The sequence below is a fragment of the Calidifontibacillus oryziterrae genome (genome assembly GCF_000331575.1).
GTDB classification, from domain to species: domain Bacteria; phylum Bacillota; class Bacilli; order Bacillales; family Bacillaceae_J; genus Calidifontibacillus_A; species Calidifontibacillus_A oryziterrae.
In genome coordinates, this window is record NZ_KB223527.1 from 1367434 (window position 1) to 1393359 (window position 25926).

The following is a 25926-nucleotide window of genomic DNA, read 5'->3' on the forward strand; positions in this document are numbered from 1 at the left end:
TAGACTGTATTCCTAAGTAATAAGTCAACTATCTTCCTTAAATTAAATTGAATTAAAATTTTGTTTGATAGGTTTGGTTAAGAGTCCGAAAGCCCGATCTGAATTCACCAATTTACTTTTTCTAAAAATTGATAAATATCCTCGTGTAGCTCGTCCCTTTCTTTATCTAGTGTTATTACATGCCCTGATTGTTCGTACCACTTGATATGTTTCATATCTGCTTGGACTTCATTAAAGATAATATTGGCACTCTCGGGGTTTATCATGTGATCATGCCGCGCCTGAACAACGAAAGTGGGCGCATAAATGTGATCAACATGTTTTCTGACATCTTCGATAAACTGTTGTAATGCAGATAAAGTATTCATTGGCGTTTTTTCAAACCGCTCCATTTCAGCTTGAATTTGCTCACTGGATTTTCCTTCCTGCGTTTTATATTCTCTAGCAAATTGTAAAATCCCTTTAAACATTGTTTCCTCACTTTTGATATACATTGGAGCGCACATCGGAATTATTGCTTTTATTGGCTCAGTATAACCTAATTTTAGGGAGAACACTCCCCCTAAGGAAAGACCGCAAACTGCTATTTTTTCATACCCCATGTCCTTTAAGTGACGATAACCGATTACTACATCGTGCCACCAATCATCAGGACCTGTTTGAACCAATTGTTCAGGTGGCACACCATGTCCCTTATAAAGAGGTGCATGACAAGTATAGCCTTTCTTTTCAAGAAAACGGCCTAGCATTCTAACATCTGCTGTATGCCCAGTAAAACCATGGAGCAAGAGAACGGCTCGATCACTTGCTTCTGCTTCAAATGTAAATGGCTTTGGCACGATCATTTTCATGAAGATTGAACTCCTTTTCTTTAATGAAGGAATAAGTGAATGCATAGGGTAACCGATAACATTTATGCATGGAACTAGTAAGTAGTATGACAATTCAATTGCAATTCAAATCAATCTAACTGGTAGGATGTCCCAGCTTACTACTACGATGTCCCAGCTTACAGACGAGATGTCCCAACTTACAGACGAGATGCCCTAACTTATAGACGAGATGCCCTAACTTATAGACGAGATGCCCAACTCATAATCGAGATGACTAAACTTTCAGTCGGGATGCTCAACCTACTTCAACTTTCGTATATCTTATAGTTTGCACAAAACCTATGTATAATAAGCAAAAAAGCAGCAGGCATCATCCGCCTGCTGCTTATTATGCTCTCATTAAATTAAACTTCAAGATAGGTTACAGCGATTGCTAGAATAAAGAATAAAATTGCTAAAACAATCGTAATCTTATGGAAGACTGCATCCATTCCGCGTGCTTTTTGCTTACCAAACAACTGCTCTGCACCACCAGAGATCGCACCTGATAAGCCCGCGCTTTTTCCTGATTGTAATAATACAACGACTATTAAACAAATAGATACTATAATTAACAGCGTTACAGCGACTGCATGCATTGCTATACCTCCTACATACGCACTTTGCAATACTACAACTTTACCATACCTTTTCAGAAATAACAAGTAGAGAACTATAAGTGATTTCCATTTTTTGCCGGGGTCAGGAACCTCTATGGCTACCTCTATGGACACCGCCCTGGCACCAACCCCGGTACGGCTTAGGGACCGGGAATAAATAGAAAGAAAAAGCTGGGACTCGCTTCATTTACAGCGAGTCTCAGCTCTTTATTAGAATTTTTATTTTAAGTTGTAGAAAGCCGCTGCGCCAGCGTATTTGCTTACTTCGCCGAGTTGGTCTTCGATGCGAAGCAATTGATTGTATTTTGCGACGCGGTCTGTACGAGACGGTGCACCTGTTTTGATTTGGCCTGCATTAGTTGCAACTGCAATATCGGCAATTGTACTGTCTTCTGTTTCACCAGAACGGTGTGAGATGACAGCTGTGTAGCCGGCACGTTTTGCCATTTCTATTGCATCAAAAGTTTCAGTTAATGTACCAATTTGGTTTACTTTCACTAAAATTGAGTTGCCTACTCCTTTTTCAATACCTTGTGCAAGCTTCTTCGTATTTGTAACGAATAGGTCATCACCAACAAGTTGAACTCGTCCGCCTAAACGTTCTGTTAATAGTTTGTGGCCTTCCCAATCATTTTCATCCAAGCCGTCTTCGATTGAAATGATCGGATACTTATTGCAGAGATTTTCATAAAAATCAACCATTTCAGCAGATGTTTTCACAACACCTTCACCACTTAAATGGTATTTTCCGTCCTCTTTGCTATAGAACTCAGATGACGCAGCATCCATAGCAAGCTTTACTTGTTCGCCTGGCTTATAGCCTGCTTTCTCAATCGCTTCGATAATCGTTTGAAGTGCTTCTTCGTTTGAACCTAAGTTTGGTGCAAAACCGCCTTCATCCCCTACAGCTGTATTTAAGCCTTTGCTCTTCAAAACTGCTTTTAGGCTATGGAAAATTTCAGCACCCATTCGTAATGCTTCACGGAAGCTTTCAGCCCCTACAGGCATAATCATAAATTCCTGAATATCAACGTTGTTGTCGGCATGAGCCCCACCGTTAATGATATTCATCATTGGAACTGGTAATGTTTTCGCATTAAATCCACCTAAATATGCATATAACGGCATTTCTAAATAATCTGCTGCCGCACGAGCAACAGCCATTGATACACCAAGAATTGCATTTGCACCTAAGTTTCCTTTGTTTTCAGTTCCATCAAGTTCGATTAAGCATTTGTCAATTGCAACTTGTTCTGTCACATCATAACCGATTATTTCTGTAGCTATTTTTTCATTCACATTTTCAACTGCCTTTAAAACACCTTTCCCTAAATAACGGCTTTTGTCACCATCACGTAATTCAACTGCTTCATATTCTCCAGTAGATGCACCGCTTGGAACTAAAGCGCGCCCCATTGCACCTGATTCTGTATAAACTTCTACCTCCACTGTCGGATTTCCGCGAGAGTCTAGCACTTCACGAGCATACACATCAACAATAAATGGCATTTCAAAATCTCTCCTTTACACTTTTTATTAAAATTCTTCTATATTGAATGTCAATTGATAGACCTCAAATCAACGCCTTTCGACGGACCTAAGGCTATGTTAGCAAATTCAACGATCATTTTTTTATCAGTGATTTCCCCGTCATTTCTTTTGGCGGATCAACATTAAGCAGGTCTAATAATGTTGGTGATAAATCCCCTAAAATCCCATCCTCACGCAATGTTAATCCTGCGCGAGTCACAATCACTGGCACGGGGTTCGTCGTATGAGCCGTCATTGGATTCCCGTCTATTGTGATTACCTCATCCGCATTTCCGTGGTCTGCCGTAATAATAGCTGCTCCACCTTTAGCAATAATAGCGTCAACAATTTTCCCTAAGCATTCATCAACCGTTTCTACTGCCTTAATGGTTGGTTCAAGCATACCTGAATGGCCAACCATATCCGGATTAGCAAAGTTCAAAATAATAACATCATGTTTATCCGCTGCGATTTCCTTCAAAAGTGCATCCGTTACTCCATATGCGCTCATTTCCGGCTTTAAATCATAGGTTGCAACCTTTGGTGAATCGATAAGGATGCGTTCTTCGCCTGGAAACTTATCCTCACGACCGCCACTGAAGAAAAATGTAACATGCGGATACTTTTCCGTTTCCGCAATTCGCAGCTGCGTTAAGCCATGCTGCGAAACGACTTCACCAAATGTATTGTCTAAGTTCACTGTTTTAAAAGCAACATAGCCATCGACAGTTTCACTAAAATGAGTTAAACAGACAAAATATAAATCCTTTGGCGCCCTTAGGCCACGGTCAAATTCGCGAAAGTCTTCATTCGTAAATGCCCGTGAAATTTGAATGGCACGATCTGGTCTAAAATTATAAAAAATGACCGCGTCGTTCGAATCAATTTTGGCAACGGGCTCACCATTTCCACGAACGATGACAGACGGAATGACAAATTCATCGTAAATCCCATTTGCGTAAGAATCTTCAATACATTCACTGGCAGATGAATATGTCGGCCCTTCTCCGTAAACCATAGAATCGTAAGATTTCTTAACTCGATCCCACCGTTTATCTCGGTCCATTGAGTAATAGCGACCGGAAATGGTGGCAAACTGACCAACACCTATTTCCTTCATCTTTTGCTCTGCGTCTGCAATAAAGCCTTTCGCTGTTTGCGGGCCAACATCACGTCCATCTAAAAATCCATGAACGTATACACTTTCTAATCCTGCTTCCTTTGCCATTTTCAATAATGCATACATATGGTTTATATGACTATGTACCCCGCCGTCAGAAAGTAATCCAAAAATATGAAGGCTTGTACCATTTTGCTTTGCATGCTCAATTGCTGCACAAAATGTTTCGTTGTTGAAAAATTCACCTTCGCGAATTGAAATATTGACACGGGTTAAGCTTTGATAAACGATTCGGCCTGCACCTATGTTTAAATGCCCCACCTCTGAATTCCCCATTTGGCCTTCTGGTAGACCAACAGCCTCACCACATGCCGTTAAAGTTGCATGTGGGAATTCATTCCAATACCTGTCAAAATTCGGCTTTTTCGCCTGCGCGACTGCGTTCCCTTTTACCTCATCACGCAAACCAAATCCATCTAAAATAATTAAAGCATATGGTATTTTACTCATTTTTAATTGCCTCCAAAAGCTTGAGGAAGGATCCGGAATCTAAACTTGCCCCACCAACTAGCGCTCCATCAATATTCGGTTGTGCCATATATTCCCCAATATTCTCCGGTTTGACACTACCACCATATTGGACCCGCACAGCATCAGCAACTTCTTTTGAAAAAAGCCTAGCAACAACAGCACGGATATACCCACACACTTCATCCGCATCTTTAGCTGACGAAGATCTCCCTGTGCCTATCGCCCAAATTGGTTCATAGGCAATAACAACTTGCTTTGCCTGCTCTGGAGTTAAATTCGCTAGCCCTTTTTCAACCTGCGAACCAACAATCTCATTCGTTGTACCCGCTTCGCGCTGTTCGAGCGTTTCACCACAGCACATAATTGGTAGAAGCTGGTGTTTAAAAGCTGCATGTACTTTTTTATTAACCGTTTCATCTGTTTCTGCAAACATTTCTCGACGTTCAGAATGACCGATAATTACATAGTCGACATCTATATCCTTTAATGCGACTGGACTAACCTCACCAGTAAAAGCACCACTGTCTTCGAAATGCATATTTTGTGCGCCAATTTTCAAATCACTACCGTTTGCCGCCTGAACTAGACGATCCAAAAATAAAAACGGCGCACACACGACAGAATCAACTTGATCAGGACGAGGAATGGAGCTCTTTACTTCGTCCACAAAGTGAATTGCCTCAGATAAAACCTTGTTCATTTTCCAGTTACCTGCAATAATTGGTTTCCTCATGCTAGTGAGCCCACCTCCATAAATGTATTTAAATATAGGCTATGCTAAAGCACAACTTATAAATTATTACTTATCATTAAGAGCAGCAACCCCTGGTAGCTGTTTTCCTTCCATAAATTCAAGTGATGCTCCACCACCAGTTGAAATGTGATCCATTTTATCAGAAACATGAAACTTTTCAACAGCCGCTGCAGAATCACCACCACCAATAACTGTGTAGGTATTTGGTGCTTCAGCTAAGCTTTTCGCTACACCGATTGTCCCATTTGCAAACTTTTCAAATTCAAAAACTCCCATTGGACCATTCCAAATAACTAGCTTAGAGCTTTGAATTACTTCACGGTACTTGTCCACCGTTTTTGGACCAATATCTAAAGCTTGTGCATCCGCAGGAATTTCATCGATATTAACAACCTTCGCTTCCGCATCTGCAGAGAATTCATTAGCAATGACTGCATCTACAGGCATGACAAAATTCACACCTTTTTCCTTCGCTTTTTCAATAAATGACTTAGCTAATTCAATTTTGTCTTCTTCTAAAAGCGACTTACCAATCTCATAGCCTTGAGCTTTAATAAACGTATAAGCTAGGCCACCTCCAATAATAAGATTATCTACCTTCTCCAACAAATTTTCAATAACACCAATTTTATCTTTAACCTTTGCCCCACCGATAATTGCTGTAAAAGGTCGTTCAGGATTCGATAATGCTTTCCCTAAAACTTCAAGCTCTTTTTCCATTAAAAAGCCTGCAACCGCTGGAAGATGGTGGGCGATCCCTTCAGTTGATGCATGGGCACGATGTGCTGCTCCAAAGGCATCATTCACATAAATATCTGCTAGGCTTGCAAATTGACGAGCAAGTTCAGGATCATTTTTTTCTTCACCCGGATAAAACCGGACGTTTTCTAATAATAGCAAATCTCCATCACTTAACTTGCTAATTGCGACATCAACTTCAGAACCAAACGCTTCATTTGTCTTGATAACGTTTTTGCCTGATAGGTCTGTAAGCTTTTTCGCGACCGCATCCAAGCGCATTTCTTCTACTACTTTGCCTTTTGGACGACCTAAGTGGCTGGCAAGAATTACTTTCGCACCATTTTCACTTAAAAATTGAATCGTAGGCAATGCAGCCCGAATGCGAGTATCATCGGTAACTTGACCATTTTGCATCGGGACATTAAAATCCACGCGGCAAAATACCTTTTTACCCTTTACATCGATATCTCGTATCGACTTTTTATTCATATTTGCAGCCCCCTTTAAATTAAATGATCATTTCGAATAATAATTGGCAGTTTGCCACTATCTCTCATCGATATAATGGCTATGTACAGAAAAAGAGGGAAAATAATGGTCATTCTGCTTAATTCTCCCTCTACTACCTATATTTGATTATAAACTTTTCACGTTATCAGTTCACTAAAGATTCTTTACTTTTTCTAACTTTTTCTTATAAAAAATTACTTTGTTAAATTCCTTTTTTAGCAATGAAATCAATTAAATCAACAACTCGATAGGAGTATCCTGTTTCATTATCATACCAAGATACAACCTTCGCCATATTTCCGTCAATAACCATCGTAGATAAAGCATCAATCGTCGATGAAGCGGGTGAGCCATTGTAATCTCTTGAAACTAATGGTAATTCGCTATAATATAAAATACCTTTCAATGAACCTTCAGCTGCTTCTTTAAGGGCTGCGTTTATTTCTTCTACTGTTGTATTTTTTTCAAGCTCTACAACTAAATCCACCAAGGATACATTTGGGGTAGGCACGCGCATTGCCATACCGTTCAATTTCCCTTCAAGCTCTGGAAGGACCTTTGAAACCGCTTTTGCTGCACCTGTTGTTGTTGGAATTATTGATTCAGCTGCAGCCCGAGCACGACGATAATCCTTGTGCGGTAAGTCTAAGATTTGTTGATCATTCGTATAAGAATGAACTGTCGTCATCATTCCTCGCTTAACACCAAATTTATCATTTAAAACTTTTGCAAATGGAGCTAAGCAGTTCGTTGTACAAGATGCATTTGAAATGACATGATGATTTGCAGGTTCATACTTATCATCATTTACCCCCATTACAATTGTAATATCTTCATTTTTTGCAGGAGCAGAGATTACAACTTTTTTCGCACCAGCCTCTAAATGCTTTGCAGCATCTTCGCGCTTTGTAAATCGCCCTGTTGATTCGATCACAACGTCGATACCTAACTCGCCCCAAGCTAACTTAGCTGGATCACGTTCAGCTTTAACGATGACTTCTTTTCCATCAACAACTAAATTAGTGCCGTTTACTTCAACTTTAGATTCAAATGTCCCGTGAACTGAATCATATTGAAGAAGATGTGCCAGCATATTTGCGTCTGTTAAATCGTTGATGGCAACTATATCAATATTAGGGTTTTTACTAGCTGCACGAAATACTGTTCGACCAATTCTTCCAAATCCATTGACTCCTACTTTTATTGCCATTCTATTTCCTCCTTATCATTTTGAAGCTTTGTCTTTATTTTTAAGAGATTGCTCTCTTATTATTTTTTTCGCTGCACCTTCATCAGTAATTAAAATATGGTCTTTCCCTTGCTTCATAACAGCCTCGATTGCATTAGCTTTTGAAGAACCGCCAGCAACTGCGATCACTGTTGTTGCATTATTCAAATCATCCAATTGGAGCCCGATGGTCCTAATTTTATGAACAATTTCCCCTTGCTCATTAAAATAATAACCAAATGCTTCACCAACTGCATGACCTTTTACTAGTTTTTCGTAACAATCCTCACCCGCCTGACGGCGGTTTGCCATTATAATAGCATCCCCAATTCCATGCACGACCATGCTAGCCGATTTAATTAAATCTAATGTTGATTTAATTGAAGGTTCTTCAACAATTGATTCATACATCTTTTCACTGACTTGATCTGGAACATGGAGAAGCCGATAGTGACCGCTACTGTTTTCAGCCATTTTGGCACAAATATTATTCGCTTGATTCTCAACACGCTCCCCAAGCCCTCCTCTTGCCGGTACAAATAAGAGATCCCGATCATTACCATCAGGGGTAATCATTTCAGCAGCTGCAGCTAACGTGGAGCCACCGGTAACAGCAATAATATTATTTGCTTGAAAGCAATCCTTCATTCGGTTTGCACATGCCCTCCCCAGCTCTCTTTTCACTAATAGATTTTCATCGCTGTCACCGGCAACAACAATGACTTCCCCAACATTTAAAAGCTGTTGAAGCTTCTTCTCCAAATCCTTCAACCCAAAAATATTATTCATCAAATCCTCAAGGTCAGTTATTAATGACATCCCTTCGACAGTTAAGCTCATCCCGCTTGTATTCACATCTAAAAATCCTTGTCCCTTTAAAAAAAGTACTTCTCCACGAAGAATTCGTTCGGTCATCCCTAAATGTACTGCTAAACTCCTTCTTCCAATCGGCTGTAGCAATCGAACGTATTTTAAAATTTCATAACGTTTTTGGAAAACCTCGAGAAGCTCTGGTATCAATTTTTTTTGAATTCTTAATAATGTTTCCACTCTTCACGCTCTCCTTAAATGGTTATCACCGTCCGTGACTATATTAGTCCCGCGTAGACTCATTATGTCCCGCTATAGGTAAAAAAAACCATTTCTGTTACAATTCCCATTTTAACAGGTTTTTTAAGATGATTCAACTATGTTTCGTCATTAATATGTAAATTTTGTAAATATTCTCGTACAATATCCTTTAAAATAGTACCGTAATCGACTTGTACTCCTTCAATTTCGACAACTGGTATCATTAGTTGGTATTTTTCAAGGAGTTCATCATCCTCGTATATATCTATTTCCTTTATTTCAATTGGATATTCATTCTTTAGCTCTTCTAATATTTCTTTAGCATGGTCACACAAGGGGCACACTGTTCTTGTATAAAAATTCACCTGGATTGTTTTATTCATAAGTCAATGCTCTCCTTATTTAGTACACCGTAGATAGACTGGATGCTTACTATTCTTTTCGCTATATGAAGTCCGGTCGCTGTTTTACTTGGTTTTTAAGTATCTGGATGCTTACTATTCTTTTCGCTATATGAAGTCCCCCTATTTTTAAGACACGTTAAAATCGCTTTCGTTTTGATGACGGAAGTATTTTAAGCTGATCACGGTATTTTGCAACAGTTCGTCGCGATATTTGCAGACTGTGCTGTTCTTTCAATATACTTGCAATTTGTTGGTCAGAAAGTGGTTTTTTCTTATTTTCCTCATCAATCATTTTTGAAATGGCAGCTTTTACCGATTTTGAAGATGTATCCGCCTGATTAGGTGCTTGAATACTAGATGAAAAAAAGTATTTTAATTCAAACACACCTTGCGGGGTTTGCACATACTTTCCATTTACAGCTCTACTTACGGTTGATTCATGTACACCAATGGCGTCGGCAATTTCTTTCATTGTTAAAGGCTTAAGCTTTGATTCATCATGGTAAAAAAACTCTTCCTGCTCGGCAACAATTGCCGTCATGACTTTTTTCATCGTATTTAACCTTTGTTCAATCGCACGCTTAATAAAGTGAACTTGATTAAGCTTATCCTGTAAATATTCATGGGAATCATGTTCCTTCATATTAATATATGGTTTATATTCAGCTTCTATTTTTATTTTCGGGATTAAATGCTCATTCAAAGTAATCCGCAAACTACCATCCTCTTCCGAGACTATTAAATCCGGGATAATATATTCTGGCTTTGTATTAGAAAAACGACTGCCAGGACGAGGATTGAGTGATTGAATTAAATCGAAAGCACCTTGAACCTCTTCTACTGTGGCTCCTGTTTTCTTGCTGATTTCTTTCCATTTCCGATCCGCGAGAGCTTGTAAATAATTCGCTACAATTAACTCGGCAAACTCATTTCTAGGTTGTCGGTTTTGAAGTTGAATTAACAAGCATTCCCGTAAATTTCTTGCGGCAACACCAATTGGCTCGCACTCTTGAATTTTCCTCAATGCAAGCTCCACTAAAGGTAAAGTTACATTCAACTTTTTACTTACCTCTTCTATATCACCGTAAAAATACCCATGTTCATCGATTAGTAAAATTATATAGTTCATCACTTTCCGTTCTTGTAGGCTCACATTTAATAATCCAATTTGTCTAATTAAATGGTCTTGAATCGTCATTTTAGACTGATCATCAGCAATAGGAATTTGTCGTTCAGTAGCATGGATTGTCGTCTTTTTTATCCGATCAAATTCTAGATTAACTGAATCAACACATAATAGCGGATTTTCAATCGCCTGTTCTTGAAGAAATTGAACTAATTCAATGCTGGAATATTGTAATAATGAAATTGCTTGGCGAAGTTCAGTTGTCATTATTAGCTTTGTAGTTTGCTGTTGAAATAATTCCTGCCTCATGTTGATCCCCCCAATCAGCATGATGATATTTATTATTATAACTCAATCTATGTGAAAACGCTTTCTGAAATTTTGCTATTTCTCAAATTCCTTTTGCACTATTTTCGCACTATTTTTGCACTATTTTTGCACTATTTTCGCACTATTTTCGCACTATTTTCGCACTATTTTATATATAAAAAACACTCTTCAATATTGATATACCAATATTTCAGAGTGTTGTTTGTGTTTTTTGTTTGTATTTATTAGTCAAACAGAGTTTGCTATGAATACGCCCTCGGAGGGAATCGAACCCCCAGTACAAGAACCGGAATCTTGCGTGTTATCCATTACACCACGAGGGCAAATGTATGAAGTGCGTATTTTCTTAGTAAGAAAGAGCACGCATTTAATTATATGAAAGAACAATATTTTTTGCAAGGGTTAGTGGCGCTTTATTTAGTAGAGCATAATATTATCGCATTGCTCATACTGTAAATTATAATTAGAATATAATCACGATTATCGTAGCTCTTCGTTTTCAATATATAAGTTTATATAAGTTTATTTTTTTCTAAAAAAGGTTATTATTAAGAAAGGCTTAATATGAACAATAATACGAAGCATCTTGTTTGACCTTTTCTGACCTTGCATGTATTATTTAAATTAGAAGTATTTATTGGATAAAGGAGGATTTCTTATGCATTTAATTCCGACAGTTATTGAACAAACCAATCGCGGTGAAAGAGCGTATGATATTTACTCAAGGCTATTAAAGGACCGCATCATTATGTTAGGAACAGCAATCGATGATACAGTTGCCAACTCGGTTGTGGCCCAGCTGTTATTTTTAGCTGCTGAAGATCCTGACAAAGATATCTCATTGTATATTAATAGCCCGGGTGGTTCAATTACAGCTGGTATGGCGATATATGATACAATGCAATTCATCAAGCCAGATGTATCCACAATTTGTATTGGTATGGCAGCATCAATGGGTGCATTCTTACTTACAGCTGGTGCAAAAGGGAAACGTTTTGCACTACCAAACAGTGAAGTTATGATTCATCAGCCTTTAGGTGGAACTCAAGGTCAAGCAACTGACATTGAAATCCATGCTAAACGAATTATTAGAATGCGGGAAAAGCTAAATCAAATTATGGCTGAAAGATCGGGTCAACCAATTGAAGTCATTAATCGTGACACAGAACGCGATAACTTTATGTCAGCAGAACAAGCTAGAGAATATGGATTAATCGATAAGGTGATTACTTCTAGCCCTACTCCAGACAAAAAATAAGTCCATATTTCATGTTCATTATAGTACGAAAAAGGCTTCCACTAACACGCGGAAGCCTTTTATTTACCATCATTTTTAATCTTCTTTTTCAATAAATCTCATAAGGGAGAGAATTGCCTCTTGCTCATCATTCCCATCAGCGATAAGTGTAACCTCTGCACCAGAGTTTACAGCTAAACTCATCAATCCCATAATGCTTTTTGCATTTGCCCTTTTGCCATCTTTTTCCAAAAAAATATCAGATGAAAAGCGATTTGCTTCTTGTACGAATAGTGCTGCCGGACGCGCCTGCAAACCCGATTTTAATTTAACTGTAATCGTTTTCTCTTTCATTCATACTCCTCCTAACATACACAACACCATTTTAACCTATTATGATAGTAGTGGCGATAAAAATTGTTTCATCATTGTTACAAAAACAATTCTACCCTTTAGCCTATTGTTATTTATAATATTATCTCGATTTCGGACTGGAGACCATTTCGCAATCTATATAATAATACGCTTAGACTTAGGAACCATTTCACTATCTATATATATTAATATGCTCAATTTCAGACATCTTTTCACTATTTATATATTAATACGTATAGACGAAGGCACACCCGTTCACTATCTATATAATAATACGCTTAGGACTTCGGCAACGTTTCACCTAAACGTAATTTATTTGCAATTTCATCAATTTTTCTAAGCCGGTGATTTATTCCTGACTTACTAATCCCACCACCTGATAACATTTCACCGAGTTCTTTCAAGGAGACATCTTGGTAAGTAATTCTTAACTCAGCTATTTCCCGTAATTTTTCCGGCAATGTTTCAAGTCCAACGGTCTCTTGAATGTAACGGATATTTTCTACCTGCCTGACAGCAGCACCAATTGTTTTATTCAAATTCGCCGTCTCACAATTTACTAAGCGGTTAACAGAATTTCTCATATCACGAACAATGCGGATATCTTCAAAATGAAGCAATGCTTGATGCGCTCCTATAATATTTAAAAACTCACTTATTTTTTCTCCTTCTTTTAAATACGTAATATAACCTTTCTTACGTTCTAATGATTTCGCATTTAAATCAAAAGTATTCATTAAATCGCATAATGAATGATTGTGCTCTTCGTATAAAGAAAAGATTTCTAAATGATAGGAAGAAGTTTCTGGATTATTTACCGAACCCCCTGCTAAAAATGCCCCCCTTAAATAAGAACGTTTACAGCACTTTCTCATTGTAAACTGTTTTGATATCGTTCTAATAAAAGTAAAACCGTCACCAAGGATCCCAAGTTGTTCAAGTAATTCTTTCGCGTGGTCAATCATTCTGACAATATAGACATTATTTTTTTTCAATCTCATTTTTTTACGAACTAACAGCTCCACTGGTATATCATATTCTCTTTTTATAAGGGAATAAATTCTTCTAGCAATGGCCGCATTTTCAGTTTGCACATCGACAACTACTTTTCGATTCATAAATGACATTGAACCGTTCATCCGGATTAATGCGGAAAGCTCTGCCTTTGCACAACAGTCTTTAATATCAAGATTTGTAAGTTCTTTTTTCGTTTCAGAGGCAAAAGACAAATTTTCGCACCTCCCTAATACCATATTTTAGGTAACACGCATTTAGTATATATATTGAAAGATTATTTTTTCGAACAAAAATTATCTTCTCAACAATTATTCAGCAAATGTTGCCAGATTACTGATAATTTAGATTAACGAATAAATTAATTTTGCTATTTTTTCTGTATCATGGCGGATAACGCCGTTTTCAATATGAACTAAATCTCTATTAATAATTTTCAAACCATACTTTTGCAGTTTTTCATGATCATATAAAACAGGCTCTGCATTTTCCCGTTCATAACGCACAAGCACGTCGGCTGGGATTTCCGTATCATTAACGATAATCATATCCAAGAATGCGCATTTTAGGTGGTCGTATAAAGCTTTGACATGGTCACTGGCAGTATAACCCATTGTTTCACCCGCTTGCGTCATTACATTACAAACATAGATTTTTTTTGCGTTTGAATGGCACAACTCATGGCTTATTTTTTGAACGAGTAAGTTTGGTAAAATGCTTGTATATAAACTCCCAGGACCAATGACGATAATATCGGCTTTTTGTAATTCAGTTAATGTCTCTGATAAAGGCTCGACATCTTCAGGTGTTAGAAATACACGATTTATTTTTTTCTTTTCAGCTGGTATTTTTGATTCACCTGTCACAATTGCCCCATCTGCAAACTCGGCATGAAGTATGATGCCGCGATTAGCCGCAGGTAGCACTTTTCCCTTCACATTTAAAACTCTGCTCATTTCGCGAATAGCACTAACAAAATCACCAGTTAATGTTGTCATTGCTGCTAATAATAGATTTCCTAAAGCATGGCCGGATAAATCATTGCCATTATTTTTAAAGCGATGCTGAAATAAACCCTCAACTAATGGTTCAACTTCAGATAATGCTGCTAATACATTCCGAATGTCGCCGGGCGGTGGGATATCCAAATCTGTACGCAATCTTCCGGAGCTCCCCCCATCATCGGCAACTGTTACAATTGCAGTGATGTCAATTGGATAGCGCTTTAATCCCCGAAGCAATACAGGCAGACCTGTCCCGCCACCTATAACAACAACCTTAGGTAGCTTTTTCCATTCCATTATTTTTTATCCTTTCTTTTCTGAATATCTCGATGACTACAACTTACTAAGTATTCTTTTTCATAATACTCTCCTAGGTGTTCAACCAATGTAACGGAACGATGCTGACCACCTGTACAGCCAATTGCTATGACGAGCTGACTTTTCCCTTCACGTTTGTATAAGGGCAGCATGAAAGATAATAAATCCTTGAGTTTATCTACGAACTTTTGCGTCTCTGGCTGCTTTAGTACATAGGCGGAGACTTCCTCATCTTGACCAGTTTTTGGTCGAAGTGCATCAATATAATGAGGATTCGGCAAAAAGCGCACGTCAAAAACTAGATCCGCATCGATCGGAATACCGTATTTAAATCCAAATGAGATGATATTAACATTAAATACTTGCTGTTTTCCCTTTGAGAATCCACTAATAATTTTTTCACGAAGCATTCTTGGCGTTAGCTCAGAAGTGTCAATGATAAATTGCGCCCTTCCTTTTAACTCATCCAATATGTCGCGCTCCTGCTTAATTCCTTCTAAAGGTAACCCACTTTTCGCTAGCGGATGCGATCTTCTTGTTTCTTTATAGCGGCTTACTAAAACTTGATCACTAGCATCAAGAAAGACAATTTGCGGCGTAATCCAATTTACTTCACTCATACTATCAATTGCATCTAGTAATGTTTCAAAAAATTCACGCCCACGCAAATCCATAACAAGGGCAATTTTGTTCATTTTAAAGCCAGACTCTTTCACTAATTCCATGAACTTCGGCAGCAATGTTGGTGGCAAATTATCAATACAAAAGAACCCTAAATCTTCAAAGCTTTGGACTGCTACCGTTTTCCCTGCTCCACTCATTCCTGTAATTATCACTAATTGGACTTCTTGATTTGCTACAACCATCTTCCATCTCCCCTTTGATTTGTAAAAATAAGAACTTTTTTTGTGAAAAATTTGTTTATTAAGATGGGTTGTTCTTTGCCAATTATTTAGAATACTTCAATCTCAGTTTCTTATTTGTAAACTGGGCTTACACTCTTTATTTACTATTTTCAGATGAAAGATGAAGAGAGATTACTTAGTAAATATACTCTGCGATGGATCTAAACGATATGAAATTCGTTCAAACGTTACAACCGCTGTTGCCCCGTTTGTACTTGACATCTACGATGGATCTAAACGATATGAAATTAGTTCAAACTCTGGTGTATATGTGAAACTACCATACATAACTTCATTTCCGTTTAAACAATAATCAATGATATGATAATCACCTGGCGCCATTGGCAGTTCGGGTATTTTTTCGATTGGATGCCATTCGGTTTTGCCTTCCTCTGAGTCAACATTAATTCCATCAAACTCATCAGCAAAAAATGTGAACATCATCCATTCTGAAACAATCTCGTCGTTATTCTTAATTATTATTGTAAAAATCCCTTTTATTTTTGGGTTTTTTATATATATTCCGGTTTCTTCACGATATTCTCGAATAACAGTATCCCTAATTGATTCACAAGATTCCATCTTCCCACCAGGGGCAACCCACCAGCCACGTCTCGGCTTTTGAAGGAGCAGGATCTCATTCCCCTTCCGTAACACACAGTTTGTAACACGTTGCAACATTACCACCTCATCACACGAACACATTGTTTTCATTACTAATTATACTATTATTATAAATTGGTAACAATGAATCTCATCCGATGTCGTGTTGAACTGAGATCGTAGGGAAGCTATTGACTCTATGTGGAACTGGTATCGCCTAGAAGCTATTGAGTTCATGTGAAACTAAGATCATCGAGCAATTTTGGACTACATGCGGAATTGTCATCGTCGAGAAGCTATTGAGTTCATGTGGAAATGAGATCGTCGGGAAGCTTTGGACTACTTGCGGAATTGTCATCGTCGTGCAGCTTTGGACTTTATATGGAACTGGTAAGCAAAAATTTTACAAAAAAAAGAGGCACCACCGTTCTGTGCCTACTCAATCATAATAGAAATTAAAAGGGGGTCAAATCTTATTTTTAGAATACCCCATTTATATTTCACACATATTACAAAATCATTAAATGGTTGTTAATTTTTGCCTGCTGTTTCTTTTATTTCCTCATCAAGGGATTCAATATAATACTGGGCACTTTGGGCTGCGATGCTTCCATCACCAGTGGCTGTAACGATTTGGCGAAGCATTTTTTCCCTAATATCACCAGCTGCAAAAATGCCTGGTATCTTTGTTTCCATCATCTCATTTGTTACAATATATCCACCTTCATTGGTAATACCAAGGTTTTTGAATGGCTCACTTAACGGAACAAGTCCTACATAAATAAAGATTCCGTCTGTCTTAAAATCACGTTGTTCGCCCGTTTTCACATCTTCAATTGTTATGCTTGAAACTTTCCCATCAGTGCCGTTAATTGCCTTTGGTACATGGTTCCAAATAAACTCAACTTTTTCATTTTCAAATGCGCGCTTTTGGAGTATTTTTTGCGCACGTAGCTCATCGCGACGATGTATAATTGTTACTTTTGAAGCAAACCGGGTTAGGTAAATTCCTTCTTCAACTGCAGAATCACCGCCACCTATAACCACTAACTCTTTATTTTTAAAGAATGCACCATCACATACCGCACAATACGAAACACCGCGTCCACTAAGTTCTTTTTCACCAGGTATGCCTAGATGCTTGTGCTCAGCACCTGTTGTGATAATTATCGCTTTTGTTTTATATTCTTTATTTCCACAAACAACTGTTTTATAGGGCTTATCATCTATAATTTCCTTTATTTCACCGTACGCATACTCAGCACCAAATTTCTTAGCATGCTCAAACATTTTTGTGGAAAGATCAGGACCTAAAATACTATCATAGCCTGGATAATTTTCTACTTCCTCTGTATTAGCCATTTGTCCACCCGGCATTCCCCGCTCAATCATTAGCGTTGAAAGGTTGGCGCGAGATGTATATACAGCTGCAGTCATTCCTGCCGGTCCAGCACCTGCAATGATAACATCATAGATTTTTTCTTCACTCACAACAATCACTCCTTATTGGATTAGGTCAACTTAATTGAGGTCCGAAGCATTTCTGTCTTGAATATCTTTTTCTGCCCTAAATACCCCATACCCTATATTTTGTATCCTACTTGATTTCGGCTGTTTCGTCTATTTTTTTGCTCAAAAAAACCATTTACACTAAATTGGTAACCAAATTCATGTATTTTCTTAAGGTTGAAGTTGAGATTTGATATTTTTCGGCAATTTCCCGCTGTGTGACATTAAACTCTTCAGCACGTAAACAGCAATATTCAATAGCCGCCGCCCACGCCTCACTATTTTTAAATCTGGTTTCCGCCTTTTTTCCATTTAACAACACGCGGAACCAGAGCATATAACATTTTTGCTCAATCGCTTGCGACCAATGAGCATGGTGGGCCAAGGTATCAATAACTTGAAGACCGTCGCCAATCGTTGATGATACTTCATGATTATTATTCGTTAGTTTGTTCAACATTAAGTTCACAAATTCTTGAACATAGGGAGCTTCTTTATTCGATAAGATATATGTTTGTAACTCCTGTAATGATGTTACATTTCCAGCTCTCATTAACAATAATAGGATTAAAAGCTTCTTTTCCTCATTATCGCTACCTTTAAATTGTTCAATTAACGAATATTTTTCCGTCTGATTTTTGTCGTTTGTTTTGACCTTCAACCATGGCTCGGCTCCCTTTTTTTCAGGATTTAACTTAATAACCTTTTGCCAAGCATCATAGGCAAGCTGTTTGCGGTTTGTATAATACGCAGATACGGAAAGCCAATAATAAAAGGCGGCATCCCCATCGTATCCATATTTTTGTAACCAACGTAGCCATTTGAAGGCTTCCTCATATTTTCCAATTAATGCGTATGTTACTCCTAACTTTGAACGATGATCCATATCGATTGGGTAAACAACCGCAAGTGATTTTACTAAAGTATCGACTTCGTGCCGACGTCCAAGAAAATGATAAAAAACAGCCAAATTACAAAGCGCATGGAGATTGCCAGTATTTTTTTTCAAAACATCTTGGCTTAATTTAATCGCTTTATTTACGTTTCCTAGATAAAATTGTGCCAATGCTAAATTATTAAAAGCAGACCAAAACTCGGGATATTCTTTTATAAGTATTTGCAGTTCACGACTTGCTTCTTCTAATTTCCCATCCTCAAGTAGTTTACGAGCATATTCCTGCTTTATTATTAAGTCGTCCTCATCTTCACTCTCGTGAGTACCATGTAAAATATTCGATTCAATACTTAATAATTCTAGTAAATCCTCCGTATCTTCATAAAATTCTCCATCCGGGGAATACTTCAAATATAGCTTTGCGTATTTTTTCGCTTCGTGAAACAAACCTAAATAAGCATAATTATTAGCAAGAAAATAATAACATTCATACATTTCCGGTTCGAGATTTTCGACAACTTGTATTAACAATAAGTTAGATTCCTCAAACTCACCTAATTCAGCTAATACAGCGGCAAGCTGACACAAAAAAACGGGTTCCTGTGGGTCAAAGCTAACAGCTCGTTGAAAATATTTTTTTGCTTTATATAAATCACGGTGGCGATAAAATTTTATTCCTTTATTAAAAAAATACTCTCCATCCTGGGCAAAACAAACAATTTGACCAATTGTTTCGGTTTCCCCAGACTTAGATTGTTGTCTTCCCATATGTCCTCCATCGATTGTTACCATATCGTTTATCACTCCCTTTAAGCAGCCGATTTAATGCAAAAGCGCAATGTTTCTAACCCATACCAATTAGGCTGAAAAATTTAGGTTAAAATGAAATCGATCAATAAGATTAGCACGATGAACAATGAGCTAATTTTAGGATAAATCGAATGATAACAATAATAATTATTCAACTATATAGTATATCATACTTGATAAGCTAGAAGGAAGGCAGTATACCAACACAATTACCAATGATGGGACTTTGTATGGTGGAACTTTTAGGAGGGACACAGTAGGTGCCAGGGCGGTATCCATAGTGGGTACCATAGAGGGTGCCATAGAGGTTCCTGACCCCGGCAAAATTTGGAAACAAAAAGTATGATGTATTTGTGACTGCTGACTAACACATCATACTTTATTTATTGCTCGAGCGGGGCCACACAAGAGCTGGACTAATTTATTTTTTATGATGCCGTTCTGCTAACACTTCTAAAACAACGTCTAACGGAAGCTTTTGTTCTCGTAGTAAAACTAAGAGGTGATAGAGTAAATCTGCAACCTCCCATTTTAGCTCTTCGTGACTGCGATTTTTTGCGGCGATAATAACTTCGCCTGCTTCTTCACCGACTTTTTTGAGGATCTTATCAACGCCTTTTTCAAATAAATACGTTGTATAAGCACCTTCTGGCATTTCAGCTTCCCGTTCAGCAATGACTTTTTCAAGCTCATTAATGATGGCGAAGCGATCACCGTTTGCTTCACGGCTAACAGCGGTCGACACTTGCTCAGAGGCATGCGCTCCATCTTTGTCATGGAGTGATCCGCTAAAGCAGCTATATGTACCTGTATGACAGGCCGGACCAGCTGGTACAACTAATACAATTAACGCATCTTGATCGCAGTCATACTTTATATCGATAATTTTTTGCGTGTTCCCAGACGTAGCTCCTTTGTGCCAAAGCTCCTGTCTGGAGCGGCTCCAAAACCACGTTTCTTTTGTTTCGAGTGATTTAGCCAATGATTCCTCATTCATGTATGCTAACGTTAAAACTTCTTTACTTACAGCATCTTGAACAATCGCCGGTATTAATCCATTTGCATCAAACTTTAATTGTGAGGAATTCATCGCACATTCACTCCTTTTCTTCTAAGATATTCCTTTACCTCTTTAACTGACGTTTCTTTATAATGAAAAATTGATGCAGCCAAAGCAGCGTCCGCTTTCCCTTTGATAAAAGCATCGACAAAGTGATCGGCATTACCGGCTCCACCTGAGGCAATGACCGGTACAGAGACAGCTTCACTTACCGCTCTCGTTAACGCTAAGTCAAACCCTGACTTTTCACCATCTTTATCCATGCTCGTTAATAAAATTTCACCTGCGCCTCGCTTAACTACTTCTTTTGCCCACGTAATGACTTCCCACTCTGTCACCTTTCTACCGCCGTGCGTATAAACGCGCCATGAGCCAAGCTCGTCGTCATACTTCGCATCAATTGCAACGACAATACATTGTGAACCAAAAAAATTAGCACCTTCAGTAATTAATTCAGGTCGTAAAACAGCCGCTGTATTCAACGAAACCTTGTCAGCACCAGCACGTAAAATTCGCTTCATGTCGTCTAACGTATTAATACCGCCACCGACAGTAAACGGAATTGCAAGCTTAGCCGCCACACGTTCAACAACATCAACCATTGTTTCGCGACCTTCATGTGAGGCAGAAATGTCTAAAAATACTAACTCATCAGCACCTTCTTGATCATAAAACTCTGCCAATTCAACTGGATCACCTGCATCACGAAGCTGAATAAATTGAACTCCTTTTACAACGCGACCTTCCTTCACATCTAAACACGGAATAATTCGTTTTGTAATCATTTCCCGTTCACCTCTCTTAATGCTTCACGAACAGTAAACTGCTTCGTATATAGCGCTTTTCCAACAATTGCTCCAGAAACACCTTTAGCTTCATACTGTTTCAAGTTCACTAAATCAACTAACTGACTGACACCACCAGAAGCAATCACTTGCTTACCTGTTGCTTCAGCCATTTCGGCATTTGCCGTCAAGTTCGGCCCAGATAACATTCCGTCTGTTGCAATATCAGTAAAAATAAACACTTCTGCTCCAGCGTCAGCTAATGTTTTGCCTAGCTCTGTCGCTTTTACATTTGAAGTGTTTAGCCAGCCCTCCGTTGCCACATAGCCATCCTTGGCATCAATGCCGATTGCAATTTTTTCTTTGTATTTTTTCAACATTTCTTTCACGAAATCTGGATTTGAAATGGCCGCACTCCCAAGAATGACACGGCTCACACCGTTTTCTAAGTAAAACGCTACATCATCCTCAGAGCGGATACCACCACCAATTTGGACCTTGACATTTAAGTTATTTGCCACTTGCAACACATATTCATGATTTACACGCTTACCGGCTTTTGCCCCATCTAAATCGACCATATGAATCCATGATGCACCCTCGTCGGCAAATACCTTCGCCATTTCAAACGGTGAATCTCCATAAACCGTTTCTTTATTATAATCCCCTTGCAACAAACGCACACATTTTCCCCCACGCATATCGATTGCCGGATAAATCGTAAATGCCATCGCCTCTCTACCTTCCTTCCACGATACTTAAAATTTTTCGTGGTAAAACTCTTCCACTATTAACACTTTGTAATTTTTTGACTTTATTCCTAGAGTAACTTCCTAGACCAACTTTCTAGAGTAACTTCCTGTTATGATATTTGAAACCCCTTCCCTTTGGCAAACTTTCTCCCAAGTCCCGCTCGTTACGATTCCTGAATCCTACCCTTCAACAATACTTGCAAAATTCATTAAAATCGCTAAACCAATCTCGCTACTTTTTTCCGGGTGAAATTGGGTTCCGTACACATTCCCCTTGCCAACGATAGCAGGAACTTCTACGTCATAGGTGCTACTTGCCAAAATGACATCCTGATTGCCCGGAACTGCGTAATAGGAGTGAACGAAATAAACGTGACCTTGTTCAACACTTTTAAGTAATGCTGATTCTGGATGATGGAAGTTAAGCTTATTCCAGCCCATATGAGGAACTTTATAACTTTCCCCTGAAGCTGTTGTCCCTGAAAAACGAACAATTTTCCCTTGCAAAAATTGCAATCCAGTTGTAATGCCATTTTCTTCGCTTTCATCAAACAATAATTGCATACCAAGACAAATCCCTAAGAGCGGTTTCCCTTGAGCAACCTCATCCTTTATGAATGATGCCAAACCAGTTTCATTTAAAATCGTCATCGCATCACGAAACGAACCAACCCCTGGCAAAATCAAACCCTTGCAGCTATGGAGCTTTTCCTTGTTGTCCGTGACAATATAATTATAATTCATTCGTTCTAGCGCCTTACTAACGCTATACAAATTCCCCATTCCATAATCAATAATACCAATCATTCTAACAATCCTTTCACTGGTGGGACTACGCATATTTTCCAATTATTGCCAGGGTCAGGAACCTCTATGGCACCCTCTATGGCACCCTCTATGGCACCCTCTATGGACACCACCCTGGCACCACCGCGACAAAGTTATACTAAGTTGGCTCTCCTTTGGTAGACACCCAGGACTACATAAGGATTTGCCCACTATGCTATTATACGCCTATAACATTCCTTTTGTAGATGGAACTCCTTTAATACGTGGATCAATCGATGTTGCCTCATCAAGTGCTCGACCAAGCGCCTTAAATATTGCTTCTATAATGTGGTGTGTATTTTGACCGTAATGAACAATAACATGCAAATTCATTCTTGCTTCTAGTGCAAGCTTCCATAAAAATTCATGAACAAGCTCAGTGTCAAAGGTTCCTACTCGTGAGCTTGGCATTTCTGCACGAAATTCAAGATGAGGTCGATTACTCAAGTCGACAACTACTTGTGCTAATGCCTCATCCATTGGAACAAATGCATTACCATAGCGCTTAATTCCTCGTTTATCACCAAGCGCTTCACGCAAGGCATGTCCTAAACAAATGCCGATATCCTCAGTTGTGTGGTGATCATCAATTTCAACATCACCCATTGCATCAATCGTTAAATCAAACTGTCCATGCTTAGTAAACAAGTCAAGCATGTGATTCATAAATGGTACACTAGTTTCTAATTGGGCAATTCCTTCTCCGTCAATTGAAAAAGAAAGTTTAATATCCGTCTCATTCGTCTTTCGTTCAATCTTTGCCTGGCGAATATCTTCAATCATCACATGTCCTCCTTTTATATTTGCTGTTATATTTTCGATTTCATTACCTGCTTCTCGTCAACATGCAACCTATTCAAAATATTTGTCTACGTTCTACTTCTATATTTGTCTACATTCTGCCTCTATATTTGTCTACATTCTGCCTCTATATTTGTCTACGTTCTGCTTCTATTTTAATCGTTGTTCAACAGCTCGTGCGTGCGCTTCTAAACCTTCCAGTCGTGCTAACGCAGCAATTTTATGACCGTTATCAACTACTGCTTTTTTACTATATAAAATAATGCTAGATTTTTTCACAAAATCATCGACGTTTAACGGGCTTGAAAATCGAGCCGTTCCGTTTGTTGGTAACACGTGGTTTGGTCCCGCAAAATAATCACCGATTGGCTCAGAGCTATTTTCACCGATAAATATTGCACCTGCATGGCGAATTTGACCAACTAGGTTCATCGGGTCAGCAGTCATTAACTCAAGATGCTCGGGTGCTAATTCATTCACCGCTGCAATCGCTTGTTCCAAAGTTTCCGTGACATATATTGCCCCATAGTCGCGAATCGCGGGGCTAGCAATGCCTTTTCTTGGTAGTGTTTCCAGCTGCTTTTTTACCTCCTCAGCAACTTTTTCCGCAAGCACGCTGGATGGGGTTACGAGTACAGCTGAAGCTCGAATATCATGCTCAGCTTGGGAAAGTAAATCAGCCGCAATATAGCTTGGATTTGCATGTTCATCTGCTAACACTACTATTTCACTTGGACCAGCAATCATATCAATATCCACGTCACCAAATACTTCCCGTTTTGCAAGTGCAACAAATATATTGCCAGGACCAGTAATTTTATCAACGGCTTTAATGGTATTAGTACCATAAGCCAACGCTCCAATCGCTTGTGCGCCGCCTACTTTATAAATCTCCTTAATGCCACACTCATTTGCAGCAACTAATACACCAGCTGGTAATTTCCCATCCTTCCCCGGGGGTGAAACCATGGCAATCCGTCCTACACCTGCTACCTGCGCCGGAATGACATTCATCATCACTGATGACGGATACGCAGCTGTCCCCCCAGGAACATAAACACCAACGGCATCAAGCGGAGTTATTTTTTGCCCCAAAATCGTACCGTTTTCTTCAGTTGTTAGCCACGATTGGCGAACCTGACGGGCATGATAGCTCCGAATATTTTCAGCAGCTTCTTTTAAATAGCAGACTAACTCAGGAGCAATTGCTTCATATGCATCCTCAATTTCCTGTTCGCTTACCTTAAGGGAATTAAGCCTCACGCCATCAAATTTTTCCGTGTATTGAAATAACGCTTGATCCCCTTCGCTTTTTACCTTTTCAAGTATTTCTAATACTGCATTTCGTTGTTGTTGTGTACCTGAATCCAAATCTCTTTTTAGCGATAATGAATCAGTTACCTTGACGATCTTCATTTCACTTCGCTCCTTTTATTTTTAAAGCAAAAATAAATGAAATTGAGCTGTTTGTATACTCCCATTCTATTTTGCTCCTTCTATTACAGCTGAAAGTCGCTCAACCATATCATCAATATATTGATCCTTCATACGATAGCTGACTGGATTTACAATTAATCGGGATGTGATATCTTGAATCCGTTGTAGCTCCACTAGCCCATTTTCTTTTAACGTACGTCCGGTTGAAACAATATCAACAATTCTCTCTGCCAGACCAATTAATGGTGCAAGCTCGATTGAACCATTCAGCTTAATAATTTCAACCTGTTCACCTTGCTCCCGAAAATAGGATGAAGCAATTTTCGGGTATTTCGTCGCAACCTTTGGAGCTACGCCATATGTCGTATCAGGTAAGCCTGCTACGGCTAAATAACAAGCACTTATTTTTAAATCTAAAACTTCATAAACATCGCGGTCCTCTTCAAGCATCACATCTTTCCCTGCTATCCCAAGGTCAGCCACACCATGCTCAACATACGTTACGACGTCCATCGGCTTGGCCAAAATAAATCGTAAGTTCTCTTCAGGAACATCGATAATTAGTTTTCTAGAGTCATCAAATTCCGGCGGAAGCTTATACCCTGCTTTTCGCAAAAGCTCAGCAGCTTCCTCAAAAATCCGACCTTTCGGCATCGCTATCGTTACCATCGTTGCACTCATTGCCCGTTCTCCTTTATTGAAAATACTAGTTTCATGTCCATTAATTGTCATAGAGCTATATCGCACTTCCGTTTT

General features: G+C 38.7%; 25 protein-coding genes and 1 tRNA gene. 1 reads left to right on the forward strand and 25 read right to left on the reverse strand.

Annotated elements, in window-relative coordinates; all coding sequences use genetic code 11:
* Window positions 1-104: 104 nt before the first annotated feature.
* The 11 genes from D612_RS0115290 to D612_RS0115340 form a co-directional block, all read right to left on the reverse strand.
* Window positions 105-851, reverse strand: coding sequence for an alpha/beta hydrolase (locus D612_RS0115290; RefSeq protein ID WP_017756363.1), 747 nt, complete (start codon window positions 849-851; stop codon window positions 105-107).
* A gap of 386 nt (window positions 852-1237) precedes the next feature.
* Window positions 1238-1471, reverse strand: a complete 234-nt coding sequence (gene secG, locus D612_RS0115295) for a preprotein translocase subunit SecG (protein ID WP_017756364.1) — start codon at window positions 1469-1471, stop codon at window positions 1238-1240.
* A 240-nt stretch (window positions 1472-1711) separates the two neighbouring features.
* Window positions 1712-3001: a phosphopyruvate hydratase gene (gene eno / locus D612_RS0115300; RefSeq protein ID WP_017756365.1), complete on the reverse strand. Its 1290-nt coding sequence runs from the start codon at window positions 2999-3001 to the stop codon at window positions 1712-1714.
* 115 nt (window positions 3002-3116) lie between these two features.
* Window positions 3117-4652, reverse strand: a complete 1536-nt coding sequence (gpmI, locus tag D612_RS0115305; RefSeq protein ID WP_017756366.1) for a 2,3-bisphosphoglycerate-independent phosphoglycerate mutase — start codon at window positions 4650-4652, stop codon at window positions 3117-3119.
* On the reverse strand, window positions 4645-5406 hold the full coding sequence (tpiA, locus tag D612_RS0115310; protein ID WP_017756367.1) for a triose-phosphate isomerase: 762 nt from the start codon (window positions 5404-5406) through the stop codon (window positions 4645-4647). The genes gpmI and tpiA overlap by 8 nt, the downstream gene beginning before the upstream one ends.
* Window positions 5407-5472: 66 nt before the next feature.
* Entirely contained in the window at window positions 5473-6657 is a 1185-nt protein-coding gene (locus D612_RS0115315; RefSeq protein ID WP_017756368.1) for a phosphoglycerate kinase, read from the reverse strand.
* Window positions 6658-6880: 223 nt separating this feature from the next.
* Complete coding sequence (gene gap, locus D612_RS0115320) at window positions 6881-7888, reverse strand: type I glyceraldehyde-3-phosphate dehydrogenase (protein WP_017756369.1); 1008 nt, start codon at window positions 7886-7888, stop codon at window positions 6881-6883.
* Window positions 7889-7903: 15 nt separating this feature from the next.
* Window positions 7904-8956: a sugar-binding transcriptional regulator gene (locus tag D612_RS0115325; RefSeq protein ID WP_017756370.1), complete on the reverse strand. Its 1053-nt coding sequence runs from the start codon at window positions 8954-8956 to the stop codon at window positions 7904-7906.
* A 137-nt stretch (window positions 8957-9093) separates the two neighbouring features.
* Window positions 9094-9360 carry a glutaredoxin family protein gene (locus D612_RS0115330; protein WP_017756371.1) on the reverse strand — a complete coding sequence of 89 codons (267 nt, stop codon included), beginning with the start codon at window positions 9358-9360 and terminating at the stop codon, window positions 9094-9096.
* 157 nt (window positions 9361-9517) lie between these two features.
* Complete coding sequence (gene rpoN, locus D612_RS0115335) at window positions 9518-10816, reverse strand: RNA polymerase factor sigma-54 (protein ID WP_017756372.1); 1299 nt, start codon at window positions 10814-10816, stop codon at window positions 9518-9520.
* A gap of 272 nt (window positions 10817-11088) precedes the next feature.
* Window positions 11089-11160 (reverse strand) — tRNA-Arg (locus D612_RS0115340).
* Between the two features lie 335 nt (window positions 11161-11495).
* On the opposite strand from D612_RS0115340, the gene clpP reads away from it, so the two are divergent.
* Window positions 11496-12095, forward strand: a complete 600-nt coding sequence (gene clpP / locus D612_RS0115345; RefSeq protein WP_017756373.1) for an ATP-dependent Clp endopeptidase proteolytic subunit ClpP — start codon at window positions 11496-11498, stop codon at window positions 12093-12095.
* A 75-nt stretch (window positions 12096-12170) separates the two neighbouring features.
* Here the strand turns inward: clpP and D612_RS0115350 are convergent, their stop codons facing one another.
* From D612_RS0115350 to hisG, 14 genes are all read right to left on the reverse strand, one after another.
* Complete coding sequence (locus D612_RS0115350; protein WP_017756374.1) at window positions 12171-12428, reverse strand: HPr family phosphocarrier protein; 258 nt, start codon at window positions 12426-12428, stop codon at window positions 12171-12173.
* A 299-nt stretch (window positions 12429-12727) separates the two neighbouring features.
* A complete protein-coding gene (gene whiA / locus D612_RS0115355; RefSeq protein WP_017756375.1) occupies window positions 12728-13678 on the reverse strand; it encodes a DNA-binding protein WhiA in 951 nt (316 codons plus the stop codon).
* A 129-nt stretch (window positions 13679-13807) separates the two neighbouring features.
* A complete protein-coding gene (locus tag D612_RS0115360; RefSeq protein WP_017756376.1) occupies window positions 13808-14764 on the reverse strand; it encodes a gluconeogenesis factor YvcK family protein in 957 nt (318 codons plus the stop codon).
* Window positions 14764-15651, reverse strand: a complete 888-nt coding sequence (rapZ, locus tag D612_RS0115365; protein ID WP_017756377.1) for an RNase adapter RapZ — start codon at window positions 15649-15651, stop codon at window positions 14764-14766. The genes D612_RS0115360 and rapZ overlap by 1 nt, the downstream gene beginning before the upstream one ends.
* 261 nt (window positions 15652-15912) lie before the next feature.
* Complete coding sequence (locus tag D612_RS0115370) at window positions 15913-16368, reverse strand: NUDIX domain-containing protein (protein ID WP_017756378.1); 456 nt, start codon at window positions 16366-16368, stop codon at window positions 15913-15915.
* Window positions 16369-16824: 456 nt separating this feature from the next.
* A complete protein-coding gene (gene trxB, locus D612_RS0115375; RefSeq protein WP_017756379.1) occupies window positions 16825-17784 on the reverse strand; it encodes a thioredoxin-disulfide reductase in 960 nt (319 codons plus the stop codon).
* A 154-nt stretch (window positions 17785-17938) separates the two neighbouring features.
* On the reverse strand, window positions 17939-19489 hold the full coding sequence (locus D612_RS0115380; RefSeq protein ID WP_017756380.1) for a tetratricopeptide repeat protein: 1551 nt from the start codon (window positions 19487-19489) through the stop codon (window positions 17939-17941).
* 439 nt (window positions 19490-19928) lie between these two features.
* Window positions 19929-20597, reverse strand: a complete 669-nt coding sequence (gene hisIE, locus D612_RS0115385) for a bifunctional phosphoribosyl-AMP cyclohydrolase/phosphoribosyl-ATP diphosphatase HisIE (RefSeq protein WP_017756382.1) — start codon at window positions 20595-20597, stop codon at window positions 19929-19931.
* Window positions 20594-21352: an imidazole glycerol phosphate synthase subunit HisF gene (gene hisF / locus D612_RS0115390; protein WP_017756383.1), complete on the reverse strand. Its 759-nt coding sequence runs from the start codon at window positions 21350-21352 to the stop codon at window positions 20594-20596. The genes hisIE and hisF overlap by 4 nt, the downstream gene beginning before the upstream one ends.
* Window positions 21349-22083, reverse strand: coding sequence for a 1-(5-phosphoribosyl)-5-[(5-phosphoribosylamino)methylideneamino]imidazole-4-carboxamide isomerase (gene hisA, locus D612_RS0115395; RefSeq protein WP_017756384.1), 735 nt, complete (start codon window positions 22081-22083; stop codon window positions 21349-21351). Before hisA ends, hisF begins: the two co-directional genes overlap by 4 nt.
* 201 nt (window positions 22084-22284) lie before the next feature.
* Complete coding sequence (gene hisH / locus D612_RS0115400; protein WP_017756385.1) at window positions 22285-22911, reverse strand: imidazole glycerol phosphate synthase subunit HisH; 627 nt, start codon at window positions 22909-22911, stop codon at window positions 22285-22287.
* Between the two features lie 207 nt (window positions 22912-23118).
* A complete protein-coding gene (gene hisB, locus D612_RS0115410; protein ID WP_017756387.1) occupies window positions 23119-23715 on the reverse strand; it encodes an imidazoleglycerol-phosphate dehydratase HisB in 597 nt (198 codons plus the stop codon).
* Between the two features lie 168 nt (window positions 23716-23883).
* The gene (hisD, locus tag D612_RS0115415; RefSeq protein ID WP_017756388.1) at window positions 23884-25149 is read right to left on the reverse strand and encodes a histidinol dehydrogenase; all 1266 of its coding nucleotides are present in this window, start codon (window positions 25147-25149) and stop codon (window positions 23884-23886) included.
* Between the two features lie 66 nt (window positions 25150-25215).
* Entirely contained in the window at window positions 25216-25839 is a 624-nt protein-coding gene (gene hisG, locus D612_RS0115420; protein ID WP_034726742.1) for an ATP phosphoribosyltransferase, read from the reverse strand.
* Between the last annotated feature and the right edge of the window lie 87 nt (window positions 25840-25926).

What these genes read in the sequence shown, in the direction of transcription:
- D612_RS0115290 (WP_017756363.1), bottom strand. Translation starts at nt 851, where the DNA reads ATGAAAATGATCGTGCCAAAGCCATTTACATTTGAAGCAGAAGCAAGT.
- secG (WP_017756364.1), bottom strand. Translation starts at nt 1,471, where the DNA reads ATGCATGCAGTCGCTGTAACGCTGTTAATTATAGTATCTATTTGTTTA.
- eno (WP_017756365.1), bottom strand. Translation starts at nt 3,001, where the DNA reads ATGCCATTTATTGTTGATGTGTATGCTCGTGAAGTGCTAGACTCTCGC.
- gpmI (WP_017756366.1), bottom strand. Translation starts at nt 4,652, where the DNA reads ATGAGTAAAATACCATATGCTTTAATTATTTTAGATGGATTTGGTTTG.
- tpiA (WP_017756367.1), bottom strand. Translation starts at nt 5,406, where the DNA reads ATGAGGAAACCAATTATTGCAGGTAACTGGAAAATGAACAAGGTTTTA.
- D612_RS0115315 (WP_017756368.1), bottom strand. Translation starts at nt 6,657, where the DNA reads ATGAATAAAAAGTCGATACGAGATATCGATGTAAAGGGTAAAAAGGTA.
- gap (WP_017756369.1), bottom strand. Translation starts at nt 7,888, where the DNA reads ATGGCAATAAAAGTAGGAGTCAATGGATTTGGAAGAATTGGTCGAACA.
- D612_RS0115330 (WP_017756371.1), bottom strand. Translation starts at nt 9,360, where the DNA reads ATGAATAAAACAATCCAGGTGAATTTTTATACAAGAACAGTGTGCCCC.
- rpoN (WP_017756372.1), bottom strand. Translation starts at nt 10,816, where the DNA reads ATGAGGCAGGAATTATTTCAACAGCAAACTACAAAGCTAATAATGACA.
- clpP (WP_017756373.1), top strand. Translation starts at nt 11,496, where the DNA reads ATGCATTTAATTCCGACAGTTATTGAACAAACCAATCGCGGTGAAAGA.
- D612_RS0115350 (WP_017756374.1), bottom strand. Translation starts at nt 12,428, where the DNA reads ATGAAAGAGAAAACGATTACAGTTAAATTAAAATCGGGTTTGCAGGCG.
- D612_RS0115360 (WP_017756376.1), bottom strand. Translation starts at nt 14,764, where the DNA reads ATGGAATGGAAAAAGCTACCTAAGGTTGTTGTTATAGGTGGCGGGACA.
- rapZ (WP_017756377.1), bottom strand. Translation starts at nt 15,651, where the DNA reads ATGGTTGTAGCAAATCAAGAAGTCCAATTAGTGATAATTACAGGAATG.
- D612_RS0115380 (WP_017756380.1), bottom strand. Translation starts at nt 19,489, where the DNA reads ATGGTAACAATCGATGGAGGACATATGGGAAGACAACAATCTAAGTCT.
- hisIE (WP_017756382.1), bottom strand. Translation starts at nt 20,597, where the DNA reads ATGAATTCCTCACAATTAAAGTTTGATGCAAATGGATTAATACCGGCG.
- hisF (WP_017756383.1), bottom strand. Translation starts at nt 21,352, where the DNA reads ATGATTACAAAACGAATTATTCCGTGTTTAGATGTGAAGGAAGGTCGC.
- hisA (WP_017756384.1), bottom strand. Translation starts at nt 22,083, where the DNA reads ATGGCATTTACGATTTATCCGGCAATCGATATGCGTGGGGGAAAATGT.
- hisH (WP_017756385.1), bottom strand. Translation starts at nt 22,911, where the DNA reads ATGATTGGTATTATTGATTATGGAATGGGGAATTTGTATAGCGTTAGT.
- hisB (WP_017756387.1), bottom strand. Translation starts at nt 23,715, where the DNA reads ATGATTGAAGATATTCGCCAGGCAAAGATTGAACGAAAGACGAATGAG.
- hisD (WP_017756388.1), bottom strand. Translation starts at nt 25,149, where the DNA reads ATGAAGATCGTCAAGGTAACTGATTCATTATCGCTAAAAAGAGATTTG.
- hisG (WP_034726742.1), bottom strand. Translation starts at nt 25,839, where the DNA reads ATGGTAACGATAGCGATGCCGAAAGGTCGGATTTTTGAGGAAGCTGCT.